This is a genomic window from Lacinutrix cladophorae (assembly GCF_053604645.1).
The window spans coordinates 86,159-100,095 of sequence record NZ_JBSHNR010000104.1; the positions used below are offsets into that span (position 1 = coordinate 86,159).

The 13,937-nt window shown below is 30.3% G+C and carries 13 protein-coding genes; all 13 read right to left on the reverse strand.

Going from position 1 to position 13,937, the window contains the following annotated elements; translation table 11 throughout:
- Positions 1-54: 54 nt before the first annotated feature.
- Positions 55-1,185, reverse strand: coding sequence for a glycosyltransferase (locus ACVC3Y_RS06340; RefSeq protein WP_452226403.1), 1,131 nt, complete (start codon positions 1,183-1,185; stop codon positions 55-57).
- Positions 1,182-2,285, reverse strand: a complete 1,104-nt coding sequence (locus tag ACVC3Y_RS06345) for a glycosyltransferase family 4 protein (protein ID WP_452226404.1) — start codon at positions 2,283-2,285, stop codon at positions 1,182-1,184. The genes ACVC3Y_RS06340 and ACVC3Y_RS06345 overlap by 4 nt, the downstream gene beginning before the upstream one ends.
- Positions 2,285-3,610 (reverse strand): glycosyltransferase family 2 protein, encoded by a 1,326-nt coding sequence (locus ACVC3Y_RS06350; protein WP_452226405.1) that lies wholly within the window; start codon positions 3,608-3,610, stop codon positions 2,285-2,287. The genes ACVC3Y_RS06345 and ACVC3Y_RS06350 overlap by 1 nt, the downstream gene beginning before the upstream one ends.
- Positions 3,610-4,686 (reverse strand): glycosyltransferase family 4 protein, encoded by a 1,077-nt coding sequence (locus ACVC3Y_RS06355; RefSeq protein ID WP_452226406.1) that lies wholly within the window; start codon positions 4,684-4,686, stop codon positions 3,610-3,612. The genes ACVC3Y_RS06350 and ACVC3Y_RS06355 overlap by 1 nt, the downstream gene beginning before the upstream one ends.
- Before the next feature lie 11 nt (positions 4,687-4,697).
- Positions 4,698-5,306: a sulfotransferase family protein gene (locus ACVC3Y_RS06360; RefSeq protein ID WP_452226407.1), complete on the reverse strand. Its 609-nt coding sequence runs from the start codon at positions 5,304-5,306 to the stop codon at positions 4,698-4,700.
- Between the two features lie 3 nt (positions 5,307-5,309).
- Positions 5,310-6,047, reverse strand: coding sequence for a class I SAM-dependent methyltransferase (locus ACVC3Y_RS06365; protein WP_452226408.1), 738 nt, complete (start codon positions 6,045-6,047; stop codon positions 5,310-5,312).
- A gap of 103 nt (positions 6,048-6,150) precedes the next feature.
- Positions 6,151-7,347, reverse strand: coding sequence for a glycosyltransferase family 4 protein (locus ACVC3Y_RS06370; protein ID WP_452226409.1), 1,197 nt, complete (start codon positions 7,345-7,347; stop codon positions 6,151-6,153).
- The gene (locus ACVC3Y_RS06375) at positions 7,337-8,515 is read right to left on the reverse strand and encodes a glycosyltransferase family 4 protein (protein WP_452226410.1); all 1,179 of its coding nucleotides are present in this window, start codon (positions 8,513-8,515) and stop codon (positions 7,337-7,339) included. Before ACVC3Y_RS06375 ends, ACVC3Y_RS06370 begins: the two co-directional genes overlap by 11 nt.
- A gap of 65 nt (positions 8,516-8,580) precedes the next feature.
- On the reverse strand, positions 8,581-9,393 hold the full coding sequence (locus tag ACVC3Y_RS06380) for a putative nucleotide-diphospho-sugar transferase (RefSeq protein ID WP_452226411.1): 813 nt from the start codon (positions 9,391-9,393) through the stop codon (positions 8,581-8,583).
- Positions 9,394-9,605: 212 nt separating this feature from the next.
- Complete coding sequence (locus ACVC3Y_RS06385) at positions 9,606-10,499, reverse strand: hypothetical protein (protein WP_452226412.1); 894 nt, start codon at positions 10,497-10,499, stop codon at positions 9,606-9,608.
- A 1-nt stretch (position 10,500) separates the two neighbouring features.
- Positions 10,501-11,928 (reverse strand): MBOAT family O-acyltransferase, encoded by a 1,428-nt coding sequence (locus ACVC3Y_RS06390; protein WP_452226413.1) that lies wholly within the window; start codon positions 11,926-11,928, stop codon positions 10,501-10,503.
- An 18-nt stretch (positions 11,929-11,946) separates the two neighbouring features.
- A complete protein-coding gene (locus tag ACVC3Y_RS06395) occupies positions 11,947-12,825 on the reverse strand; it encodes a hypothetical protein (protein ID WP_452226414.1) in 879 nt (292 codons plus the stop codon).
- A gap of 2 nt (positions 12,826-12,827) precedes the next feature.
- On the reverse strand, positions 12,828-13,937 hold a 1,110-nt coding region (locus ACVC3Y_RS06400), incomplete at its 5' end, for an MBOAT family O-acyltransferase (protein WP_452226415.1).

Sequence of the window (13,937 nt, forward strand, 5' to 3'; positions counted from 1 at the left end):
TAACGTACTAAAATATATTGTAATTATAAACACGCTGTATTACACACTTCTTTTTCAACACTTTAACAGATTAACAATTCTATGATTATAATACGAATATGTAAACTTTTTTTGTGTTTCACTTTGCATCTGGATCATTTTAACAAATACCGAAGGACTTAATTGTAATATCTTATGTATTTCAAAAACAAGTGCCTCTTCGGTAATAGCATCCAATAAAAACCCATTAATTTCCGATTTCACATAATGCCCAATAGAGGACACGTTAGATACTATTGGTAAGCACCCAAAATTCATAGCTTCTGCAATCACTTTTGGAAACCCTTCGGATGCAGATGGCAATATTATAGCATGCGATGTTTTATATATTTCATGCACATCTTTACGAGATAGAAACCCATGAAATACAAATGGCAAACCACTATTTTTGCTGCTGTCTATATATTTCTGTTTTGCTTTTCCGTCTCCAACTATATGAATAGCATTAATTTTTAATTTTTCCTCTTTTGTTAATTTTTTAAATGCTTCAATTAACAAACCAACTCCTTTTTCTTTTTCTAGTCTTCCTACAAAACAAAATGTTATAGCTTTTTGAGAAAATACTTTAGTTGAAATGATACTTTTTCCTTGGGCAACCTCCCCTTCCGTTAAGCATGGATTTTCAAAAGTGAGGCATTGTTTGGGTTGGTTTGGCCAGCTTCCATTTATGGTAACTTTTCTTTTTTGATTTTTTAATAACCAACGCTGAAAGCTATATGCTAATGGCGCTTGTTCTTGCTTCCAGTTTCCGGCATATTTAAACCAGCCTTTTTTAGAACTAAAAAGCATCAAATACGGAATTACAAATACTCCTATTCCTGTTGGTGCTCTAAATTGAAAACAATCGGTTTTATTAATTGCTTTTTTTATAATACGAATTGTTTTGGGAGCTGAATATATAATTGCCAGCTTATCGACAAGTTTTTGTCCTCCTACTGCAGGTAATGCTTCGAATGAAACTTTACTGGATGTATATGGCAAGGCGCTTGGTGGCGCAGCTACTTGATGCAGCATAGCAACATGTATTACTGCATCAAAAACTGTAATTAAATTATTAATTTCTGTTACTGTAGAACCTAAACCAACAATAGTTCCATCCGGTTTTTTATAATGCTCTGTATGCGAAATAATAGTTAGAGTTTTCATCTTAATAGAGCTATATATTGTTGTATAACATTAGACCAATCGTGTTGTATTGCCCATTCTCTTGCTTCAGTAGAAAAACTTGCTTTAGAATTTAATATTGTAGCTATAGCTTGCAAAAACTGCTCTGCATTGCTTCCATCTATTAAAATTCCAGAAACATTAGGTTTTATAGCGTCTTCAATACCACAATTTACGGATCCAATTGCTGGAATACCCAACGCATTTGCTTCTAAAATAGCAATACCAAAGCCTTCAACGTCTCCTGTTTTACTTTCGGTACTTAACATAACAAACACATCGGTTTTTAAAAGCACTTGTTTTAAAATAGTATCGCTAACACTACCATGAAAAGTAATATGTTTTTCTACTTCTAAGGCTTTTGCTTTTTCCTTAAAATCGGAAGCTTCCGAAGGAATACCAACACAATGATAATGCAACGTTGGATATTTTTTTAAAAGTATAGGTAATTGTTTAATTACTTGCAATTGGCCTTTTCTAGTACTCACTCTACCAACAGTAGTTAAAACTGGGTTTCCTTGCAAAACTATTTCAGGAAGGTTTTCTGCATTCCAATTTTCTAGTTGAATACCATTTGGTATCACCACAACATCTTTATGGAGATACGAAATTAAACCTTTTGTATACTTGGATACTGCAATTATTTTATCAAATTTTTTTAAAGAAGCATCAATGGATTTTTTTAATATAGAGGATTTAAAATTAACCTCACTACCATGAATTACAGCTAGTGTTTTTCGTTTTTTAAACAGACTAATAAAAGCAACATTCCACAACGAAAACTTCCCTGTTGCGATTACATGTGATGCATTTTTAAAACTTTTATTGGTGGCAATAATACGTTGCATATACATTTTATAGCGATATCTAGATCGTTTAATTCGAACAACAGTAAAAGGCAATGTCGTATCAAATAGCATTTCGTCTTCTCCTGTTAAAGAACGCTGATCTGCAATAACTTGAACCCTATAATTCTCTTTACTTAAACAACTTGCTAGATGCAATGCATGATTACCAATTCCGCCAGGTTGTGGAGGGAATTCGGAGGTAACAATTAGTATGTGTTTTTTTTCTGAAGGCATTATAATGTTTCAATTAATGGTCCTTCTTTTATTTTTTTACTTGCCAAACGCCAAGATTTAAAAACTTGATAAAATACAATTGGAAGAATTAATATGGTTAAAAAAACGCCCAATAATAATAGGGGTTTGTTTTTTTTGAATTGATACGGAAAAATAGATAATGGCACCATACGCAACATGGCTAATCTAGATGCTTTTTTACCAAAATAACGTCTAAAAAAATACAATACACTTGGAATTGGTCTTGGTGCAAAAAAATTAGAAGGTCTAAAGGCATCCCAACTTCCCATTTCGCGTAATCCTCCTGTTCCTGCTTTTACATCAATACAAGATGCTATTGGATTAGACACACTTTTTATATCTTGTAAATACACTCGCATACCAAACTCACCATCTCCCATACGTTGTTTTTCAAACTGCCTATCAAACAATCCTACTTGATTATATACTTTTTTATAAAGCATGGCATTTCCGGTTGCAAACTGGGAAGCTATAGCAAAAAAGGACCTGTCCTTTGGTATTTGTTTTCCTTCGGGATAAAAAACTCCTGCAGAAACTTCAGCTTTAAAAAAATCTAAACATTTTAAATGACTTGAAATCCAATCTGGTTTTATACGTACATCATCTTCTGATAAAGCAATGAGTGTTCCTGTAGCATTTTTAATTGCTGTATTTCTGGCTAACCAAAGTGCTTTTTCCTCTTGTTTTACAAGGTTTATATCTAATGTATAATCGGCATAAAAATCGGCTTTAAAGGGTTCCGATTGATCTACAACAATCACTTCAAAATTAGTGTATTCTTGTTGTTCTAAATCTTTTAAAACATCCTTTAAATATTCGTAACGATTCAAGGTTGGTATAACTACGCTTACTTTAGGGTTTTCTTTAATTAACATGGAATCAAAGGAGTTCCAATCGGTATAAAGAATAGGACTATTACCAATTGCAACTCTATTTACTTTATTTGTTTTTAACCAAGCGCGGACTTCTTTAAAAGGGTTATAAAACGAAAATATTCGCAGTAGTAAAATATAGAAAACCCAAGCTTTATTAAAATACTTGCGAACAAAATGATAATTATCTTGTAATGCTATTTTATCAAAATTAGAATAGGTTGGAGCTTTACCAATATATCCTTTTTGCACTGCTTGCCAGGATAAATCATAATCTTGTGCTATTTTAGATTGGTAGGTTTTATCTACTGTTAATTGCTTTAAAATACTTTCTGGCAAACTTTTAACCTCAGGAAATACGGAAGCATTTGTTTTTGTAAACAGCTGAAAATAATGCGTTGGTTGTAAATATTTTAAAAATGAAAATAACATTACGCTGTTTTTATGGTTTTAAGTATGTTTTTAAAAATGACTTCTTTATCAAAATTTCGCTGATATAATGTGCTGAAATATTCTTTTGAAAGCCCCTCCTCTTTTAGGTATAGATTTAATTTTTTTAATAAATCATCTGAAGATTCAGGATCAAAAGTAAATGCAGACAATGCCTGTTCATCTTCTTGTATAAAAGACAATGCTCCAAATGCTGAAGAAACAATTACCGGAGTTCCTAGAGAAATAGCTTCAATAAATACCAATCCAAAAGCTTCGTGCAAACTTGGTAATACAACTACATCCATATTCGTATAAAAGTGTAACATATCATTTGCAGACAAATGATTTAAAAAATGGACATGATCTTTTAATGCTAAAGTAGCTACTTGCTGCTTTAAATCAGAAAGCGCTTCACCATCTCCAGCTACATACAATTGAAAGTTAGTATCTGTAGTGTTTTTTATAACAGAAAGTGTTTCTATAAGTATTTTCTGGTTTTTATGATTTGTTATTCTACCAGGACAACCAATCTTTAATACACCACGAGCAGCAGAAAAAGAAATAGAAGACGGCTTCATTTCTTTAGATGTTATATTACTCCAAAAAGGAATCACTTTCATTTTATGCTTTGGTACTGTATAAGAAGAGTGCAATTCTTTTTTTGTTAAATAAGAATTAGCAATCACTACATCTGCTAATTTTAAAAACTGTTTTTTTATAAAAATTTGCATCTTACTAGAAGCCATTTGGGCATTTAAAGAATGAAACCAAACCATGTTTTTTGGTACTCCATATAACTTCCCAAATAATAATGCAGGATTTACGTAACTAAAATTAGAGAGTATGACATCTGGATTTTCTCTATTTATAATCCTCCAAACATTATAATAATTAGTAAAATATCCTTTCTTTTTTTTTACAATTACACGAACTCCATCGATAATTCTATCGCTTACAGATCTTTTCCACGTAAAAGATACCACCTCATGCCCTTCTTGAGAAAGTCGAATTAAGATCTCATGAAAAAAACGAGAAAGATAGCCGTTATTATACGTATGAAATAAGAGAATTTTCAAGGGCTTATATATTAATAGTTCTTTTTATAATTCCAATACATAGAGCGTATATCTCTGTATAGCTTATAATTTGGCAACTTCCTTTTTTTGTTATTTCTAGCATGCGGAAAAGCTTCTTGAGGCACCGCTTGCAATTCTAAAAAATCGCCTAATGTTGTATAGTTAAAATTCTTACCCATTTCCATAATTAAGAAATTCGGTTTGTCTTTAAAAAAAGCTATAATTTCTTTATTACTCTGCTCATACAATTCTATATATCTATTTTCATAACCTTCAGCACAAGGAACGCCATATATTTTTTGATGTAATGGTATCCTAATACTGGCAAAATAAGTTACTACACTTCTAATCCATTTTTTAGTATCGCGAATGGTTAAAATAAATTTAGCATCTGGATAAACAGCATAAAGCTCTTTATAAAAAAGAGGCCAAGGCATATCTTGTGCTGCATCCCAAGGTGCTAGTGTTTTTTCAATATAGGCTTTTAATGCTTCGGTATCTAAAATCTTCATTAGGTTTTTATCTCCACCATAAACACGATACCCTAAGTGTTGTAAGGCATGTTCTAAAGAAGTAGTTCCTGTTTTTTGAAAACCTAAAATAAATACTTTTTGCTTCATCTTTTATTTATACCCTATAGCAATTAAATGTGCCGTTTCTTCAGCTGTATCTTTTACATTTTTAGATTGCAACCTATTAATTATATTAGAAAAAATAGATCGCATGGTTTGTATTGGTCTTTTTAAACTATAACTTTTTAAGCCTTGTACTCGGTATTTACCTGTCTTTACCCCATAATGTACATCTACTTTATCAAAATATTTTTCTAACAGTGTTTGTAACTCAAATCGGGTATAATGCCTAACGTGATCCGGATTTTTATTAGGACCTTCATTTTTAATATAATCGCCATTTGGTGTGGTAAAATAAGCCCAACCTCCTATCTTTATAACTTTGGCTATGTTTTTTACAAAAATGTCATCCGCCTCTACATGTTCTATAACTTCAATGCAAGTTACTGCATCATAAGATGCGTCTGGCAAAGTAGACGCTGTCATATCTTCAATAATAACATCTTTAATATTACTACGTTTTTTTTGTATCGTGGTTAAAATATCTTTCGTAAATCCTAAATTAAGCGCTTCCCGAGTTCCTTCTTCTTGAGGTACATCTAGCAAAGTAATTGCTACAGGCAAGTTTATAGTATATGGAGATTTACGTCCGCCAACATCTAAAACGGAAGGAGTATTTACAACAGGTTTAAGTTGCTTTACTAATTGTTTTAAATTATTACGTACCGTTACTAAATGCGCAGGCATTATAGAAAAAGTAAACCATCGCATAAATTCATATTGCGTCATAATTTTGTAAGATAGTGTGTTTTAATTTCAATTGTTTTACAATAATAGATATTATGTATTAAAAAACCATAATCTTTACACTAATAAATAAAGCTTTTGTTTGTTAGTTCAAAGTATAAAAAGCTACAAATTCTTCCTGTTGTTTTTTTAATCCAAATTCCTTATTTACTCTAGCAATAGCATTTTCTTTTATGGTTGTTTTTTCTATATCAGTAAGCTTAATAATACTTTTCAATTTACTAGCTAATAACTCTGGCTTCCGTTTTGGCACTACCCATCCTGTTGTACCATCTAGAACATTTTCGGCCAATCCTTCGGCATTAGAAACCACACATAGTAATCCTAGAGCTTGTGCTTCTAAAACCGCATTACAAAACCCTTCCTGAATACTATACTGTATGTATATGCTTGCTTTTTCTAATTGTTTTTTCACTTCCGTTTGTGGCATTTTACCAGTAAAGCTAAGCGTTTCAAGAATTCCTAATTGATGAGCTGCAAAAACAAGTCTTTCTTTTTCACTTCCCGCACCAATAATGGTGTAATGAAAGTTTAGTCCTCCTTTTTTTAAAAGCGCTAAAGCTTCTAAGGTATATTCTAGTCCTTTTTTCCAGTGTAAACGAGCAACAGTTGCAAATTGAATACAGTCCTGTTTTTGAATCTGACTATTTGATTTAAAAAATTGCGTATCGATTGCTGGTGTAATTACTTGTATTTTATTGGATGGGATTTTTAGACTTTCTAATGCCTGTTTCATTTCTTGCGACAACACATGATATTGCACTTCTTTAGTAAACAACACATCATAACAACCTGGATGCTTTAAAGGGGATAAATACAAATCATAGCCTCTAAAACTTACTGCCATTTTTGCTCGCATGGCTGCTGCTACATTTTCTCTCGTTACAGCCAACATACCAAACCCAAAATGCAACCAATCTATTTGTTCTTTAAGAAAGAACTGATTAAGTATAACGCTTCTAATATTTTTTTTTAAAGACATTCCGTCTTTTTTATTTAATGCATATAAAGTAAAACTTCTCTTTGGATGCATACAAAACGCAGTTATTAAGGCCAAAATACTATACCATACTGTTTTAAAAATGCTTCCATTAAAATTATTCCCAGTAACTACTTTACATGAAAAATCTGCATCATCTACATGTACATAATCTACAAACAGAATGACACGAAAACCACGATCTTGCAACCCTTTTATCTTATTTCTAAAAAAGGTTTCCGAATATTTAGGCACTGTAGATAATACAATACCAATGGTTAAGCTTTCTGTTTTATGCTTCATTATTTTGTATCCTTTGGTATAAGGCTAGCATACTGCTTACCATTTGTTGTTCGCTATGCTGTGCTTTTAATGTTTGTAATGCCTTAATACGTATGGCTTCTTTTTGATCTTCTTCTAAAGTTTGAATATGCATTATTTTTTTTGCAATTGCTTCTGCGTCTCGAGTGGGTACCATAAAACCATTTTCATTATCTACAATCACTTCTTCCATACCACCACAAGAAGTAGTTAGTACTAGGGTTTTATGCTGCATTGCTTCTAATACTACATTTGCGATACCTTCTTCAACACTTGGCAATACAAGTAAATCTGCTTGTTGCATTAAAGTTTGTACTTTGGTATAGGCTATATTATCTTGTAAGGTAACGGCATCCAATAGACCTAGATCGTGTAAATGATAGGTATATTCAATATCTTTAGTCCCTCCTATTATTGTATAATGAAACTTCACATTATGAGCTTTCAATATTTTACAAGCATCTAGCGCATAGGTGTATCCTTTTTTCCAATGGGCTCTTCCTACTGAAATAATTTGAAAAACAGTATTTGGCTTTTTTTGTTGAATAGCAACAGAAACTTCTGACAAACCACTGTATACTACTTGTACACGTTCTTTAGCTGCTCCATATTTTTCGGCTTCTATTCCTATAGCTTTAGAAACCGCGTGAAAGGCATCTACTTTCGGAAAGTATATATTATACATCTTTGCTAATGTTACATCTGCAATTGGCGAATAATTAATATGCGCACCACGTAAGCTTAATATTAGTTTTATGTCAAACTCTTTAACCCAAACCCAATCTGCCAGTCCTTTTGCCCATTGTAAATGAAAAACATCTGGTTTATGCCATAACACTGGATAGCTTTTTACTTTATCTAGAAGCAGATTTTTAGATTGTTTTTTTAGAATTAGATCTAGTTTTTGTTTTTCTTTATTTTTAAAACAAAACAATAACAAACTGTATTTTATATAATGAAGCGCCTTGTACAGTCTCGTATTTTTATATCCAAAAACAGAAACCGAACCGGTATACTTGACTTTCTTTTTAATAAAACCAAACAAATAAATAGTGTTTCCGGTTGCAGATAATCCATGTATTAACCTTTCTATAAAAGTAGTACTTGGTATATCTCCAGAGTAGATAGCTATTTTTAACTTATTTTTCAACGCTTTAATTTAAATTTAAAAGGAAATATTCTTATTTCATAAATTGAAATAAAAAATATAGAAACTTATTTTTTAATTATTTTTTTTAAATCATTTTCTAATTTATAATACTTTTTCTTACCAAATATTTTTATTAAGAACCGTTTGGTACTTTGTAGTCTTCTATAATCTTTAAAAGTTCTTTCCCAATATGGTGACCATGTTCTGTGCGCTATATGTTTATTAATTTTTTTATTTAATTTAGAATAATTTGAAGATCTACCATGTAATATTTTTACTTTTAAAGGAGGTATTGTAATAAAAAAAGGAAATCTAAAATTATATGCATTTGTTAAAACATAAATTTTAACATCATGTTTTAATAATGCCTCTGAAAATGCAGGTTGATCACCAGCGTATTTCTTTGGATTGTTAGAATATAGATCTTTCCAATGTAAAAACAAATCTCTTATTTTATCATTGTTTTTATAAACTATTACGCCTGTATTATAATGAGAGATTCCTAACAATACTTCATTGTTTATTCTCAATTTTGAAATATCATTAGGCGAAGGACACATTAGAATATCAAAATAATCTAATAATTTAAATAATTCTGAAGTGTTATCAGTAAAATAAGTGTCTGAATCAATAAAAAAAGTTTTTTCAAAAGGGCTTTTTAATAAACCTGCAACTTTAAAACTAAGACCTTCTTTCCAGGTTAATGAATGTTTTTTTTCTATAACAATTACTTCATTAAAAACACAATCATTTATTGGTTCATCTGTTACCAAAGCTATTTTAGCTAATTCATTATGAGATTTTAAACTTTTTGCTGATAGTATAGCTTCATTAATATATTTTTTCCCAGTTGCAATATATAAAAACCCTTCTTTCATTTGTTATATTTTTAAATGTGTGCTTAACACTATTAAATTATCAACTATATTTGGTTAAAAGATTACAATAACTATCTTTTCAATTTAAAAATCAAACAAACATATATTAGTTTTCAAAACATGTTTTTTTTGCTATTAAAGAACTTTTACTAACCAAGTAATTATTCTTCTTATTTAATTGGTTTAAAATAAGCTAAAAACAAATACATCAATTACTCAATATACTCTTTCATTTCTATTGCAAATAATTCACTAGTAACTTTTCTACCAATTGAATTTACATGTATAACATCGTAAAAATATGTTTCATTTTTTAATATATAGCTATGATTGATTATGTTGTAATGGGGTGTTTTTGTTACTACTCTTTTATTTTTAGTAGGCGAAAAATAACAAATTAACTCTATATTATTCAATGTACATAAAGCTTTCATTTTTTCTAGATAAATATTTTTAAAGTTAACTGGTAACACTTTAAAAGAATCCATAGTTTTATCTTTATTATTAATAGCTGGATAGGTGTAATTTCCTTTATCATCAAATCTATTTCGTTTTTTAGATTGTATTAATGTTATTAATGAAGGAAAGAATATTTCAGCATTAAAATAAGAAACCCCAAACATTGGTATCCATTTTGAAGCACTTAATACTTTTGCTGGTTTACTTGAAAATTGTTTATAATAGTTAGAAACATACGTTGAGTTTATGAAGGGTAAATAACGATAATCATTTCCACTTAAATTGTTATTTATTACATCATAATCTTTAATACTTGGTGCTAAAACACAATACTTTGTTGTTTTCCCTTGTGCTAAAAAATGCTGTAACATTAAGTATTGACTAGATAATGCGGTATCATCCATAGATAAGTTTACACCTTTAATTTGCAAAACAGAATCTATAACTTTTGAATTTAAAGTGGTTAATCCTGTACTAGCTCCTAATATTATATAATCAAACTCTTTTTCCTGAATACTATTAACTAAAAAAGAAGGTTTATAAAATGAAGATTGGCGCAAAGACCGTAAGCTTCCAGCAGAAACTATCATGGAAATACTTACAAAAAGTAAAACGACAACTCCAATTCTCTTTAAAAATAATTGCATATTAAAATTGAAAATATATAAATTCAGACGGATTTTTAAACACGCCCATAAAACAGATTAGAATAGCAATAAAAACAGCTGTAAAAGTAGTTAATTCAACTTCTTTTTTATTTTTCTGAACCGCTAAAAACTCAAACAATAGCAATATACCAATACTTAAAACAAGTATGGCACTAAAGAGCATCATTTTAGAAGTCTTATAAAATACTAGTACCGAACTCCCTTTAAAACGAAATATATCTATAATATAAGCATACGCCATACTTACAGTATCCGCTCTAAAAAAGATCCATGCAAAGCTTACCAACACAAAAGTGAGCAGTATTTTAGGGAGATAACGCATAGAAAACCTAGTTGTTACAACATGCTTTCTATTGCTATTTAATAGCAGTAATGGCAAAAATAATAATGCATGAATGCCACCCCAAATAATAAAAGTCCAATTTGCGCCATGCCAAAAGCCACTAACTAAAAAAACAATAAATACATTTCTAACTACCAGCCACTTTGAACCTCTTGAACCTCCTAAGGGAATATATAAATAATCTCGAAACCAAGTAGAAAGTGAAATGTGCCAACGCCTCCAAAACTCGGCAATATCTCTAGAGAAATATGGAAAGGAGAAATTAGTCATTAAATCAAAACCAAACAATCTAGCTACACCAATTGCAATATCCGAATACCCAGAAAAATCACCATAAATTTGAAAGGCAAACAGTACAGCTCCTAAAAACAATTCCATTGAAGAATAATTTCCTGCACCATCAAATAACTGATTCACAAAAAAAGCACAATTATCGGCAACCACTACTTTTTTAAACAATCCCCAAATAATTAAATAAAAACCACTAATAGCAAAATCACTATTAAAAATACGCTTCGTATTAAATTGAGGTAATAAATGAGATGCCCTTTCTATAGGACCTGCAACCAATTGCGGAAAAAAGGAAACAAATGCAGCAAACTGTATGATATTATTAGTTGGCTCTATCTTCTTTCTATATACATCTATGGTATAGCTTAAGGTTTGAAACGTGTAAAAACTAATACCTACAGGTAAAATAATCTTTAAAGTAGTAGCTTGCATTTCTATGCCAAACAGTTGCCATGCATCTACCCAACTTTTAATAAAAAAATTAAAGTATTTAAAAAAGGCCAACATGCCTAAATTAAAAAACAAACTAATAAAGAGAAGTGCTTTTCTTTGCTTGTTTACGGTTTCCTTATACAATTGCTTAGCAACTATAAAATCGACCAGTGTACTTAATGCTATCAATGCTAAAAAACGATAATCCCACCATGCATAAAACAAATAACTAGCACAAACAATAAGGATATTTTGCCAATGCAAAGAGCGTTTTACCACAAACCAGTATACTATAAATACGATGGGTAAAAAAACAGCAAAACTAATGGAGTTGAATAGCATTGTTAGTTAATATCTATATTAGTTTTTGTTTTCAAAATACGTTTCAATAAATACATTGGTAAATACCTTTGCTCCTTGTATATTTAAATGTTGATAATCATTAAACATGTTAATATTATTAATAGATTTAGAAAAATCAATATAATTTGGAAGATTTTCTTTTAAAACTTCCGTATTAAAATCGGTTTGGTAGTAAGGAGCTGTAAAAAAATAGCAAGCTACTTGATTTTCCTTACACATTTCAATAATCTCCAATAAATGAATGTTTTTTTTGTTTTGCAAGTCATTTATAACAAATCGTCCTTCTTTTTTCATGCTACCATTAATAGCAGAAAACCCCATATTATTTTCGAATATATTTTTTTTAAAAAATGTCATGGTAAGCTCTCTAAAACCTAATTTAGAATCGTAAAGCATATACCGATAAAATGGTAAGTACTTTTTAAAAAATGCAAAAGAATCTTGTTTTTTTATTTCATTATACACATAGTCTTTTCTTATGTAAGGCATCCATGGTGTTATCGCCATTGGATCTATTGTTTCTTTATTATACAACTTATCTACTTGGATAAAAATCCTTTTTACTTGATGTGCTTCCAAGAAATGCTTCACCATTAATTTTATTTCAAAATTTGTAGCTGCTGGATAAGCAAGATTAAAACCTAATTGATTCGTTGTTTGTAATATTTGTTTTGGATTGAGATGAAAAGCAGCTCTGGAAGAACCAAAAACAGCATAATCTAAAGGTTTTTCATTACTTATATTCTGTGCCCAAGACACCTTAGTTCTATTATACCTAGAACTACTATATATTTTTGTATAGGTAAAGTCTAAGGCTATAAGTACGAATACAGATAACAACAATAGTTTAAAAAAAAGGGATACAAATTTTTTCATATTTAAAACTGAAAATAAATAAACTCTTGTAGTTTAGAAAAACTTCCAAATACAAAAATGAGTACTAAAAGTATGACACTAGGAAGTATAGGTTGCTTCACTCCCTTTAAAGGATGTTCCATTTTTCTTGTAAACCATTCTATAGTTAAAAGCAGTATAATTAATGGTACCATTTCAAATGCAAAACGCTCTAGTTGAATCTTTTCCATAAAATGTAAAGAAAAAATCCCTATCTGTTTTAAATAGGAAAATGCACTTGTCACATTCTCAGCTCTAAAAAAAACCCATGCAATCATGGTTACAGAAAAAGTGAATCCTATTTGTATAAACTCTTTTATACTTGGCAAAAAACTATTTTCGGCAACTAAATTCGTATGTACTTTATTCTTATTAGTTAACATAATTGGCAAAAAATAACATGCATGTAAAAACCCCCAAACAATAAAAGTCCAATTCGCTCCATGCCAAAAACCACTGACTAAAAATATAATAAACACATTGCGTATTTGATTTCCTTTAGTTCCTCTAGAACCTCCAAGTGGAATATACACATAATCTCGAAACCAGGTAGATAAGGAGATATGCCATCTTCGCCAAAACTCTGCAATATCTCTTGAAAAATAAGGTAACGCAAAATTCTGCATTAAATTAAAACCGAACAAACGAGCAGTTCCGATAGCGATATCTGAATATCCTGAAAAATCGCCATAAATTTGAAAAGCGAAATAAAAGGCTCCTAATAATAAAGTTGTGGAAGAATATGCTGGGTAGTTATTAAAAATATCATTGGCAAACTGCGCGCAATTATCGGCAATTACCACTTTTTTAAATAAACCCCATAGTATTTGTTGTAAACCATCGATAGCATTTTTACTATTAAAAGCATGCTTCTTTTTAAACTGTGGCAACAAATGTGTTGCTCTTTCTATTGGACCTGCTACTAACTGTGGAAAAAAGGAAACAAAGGCAGCAAAGGCTATAAAATCAGTTGTGGGTTCTAATTTCTTTCTATATACATCAATAGTATAACTTAGCGTTTGAAAGGTGTAAAAACTAATTCCTACTGGTAAAATAATATGTAAGGTATTAGGTTGTATTTCACTTCCAAAAAA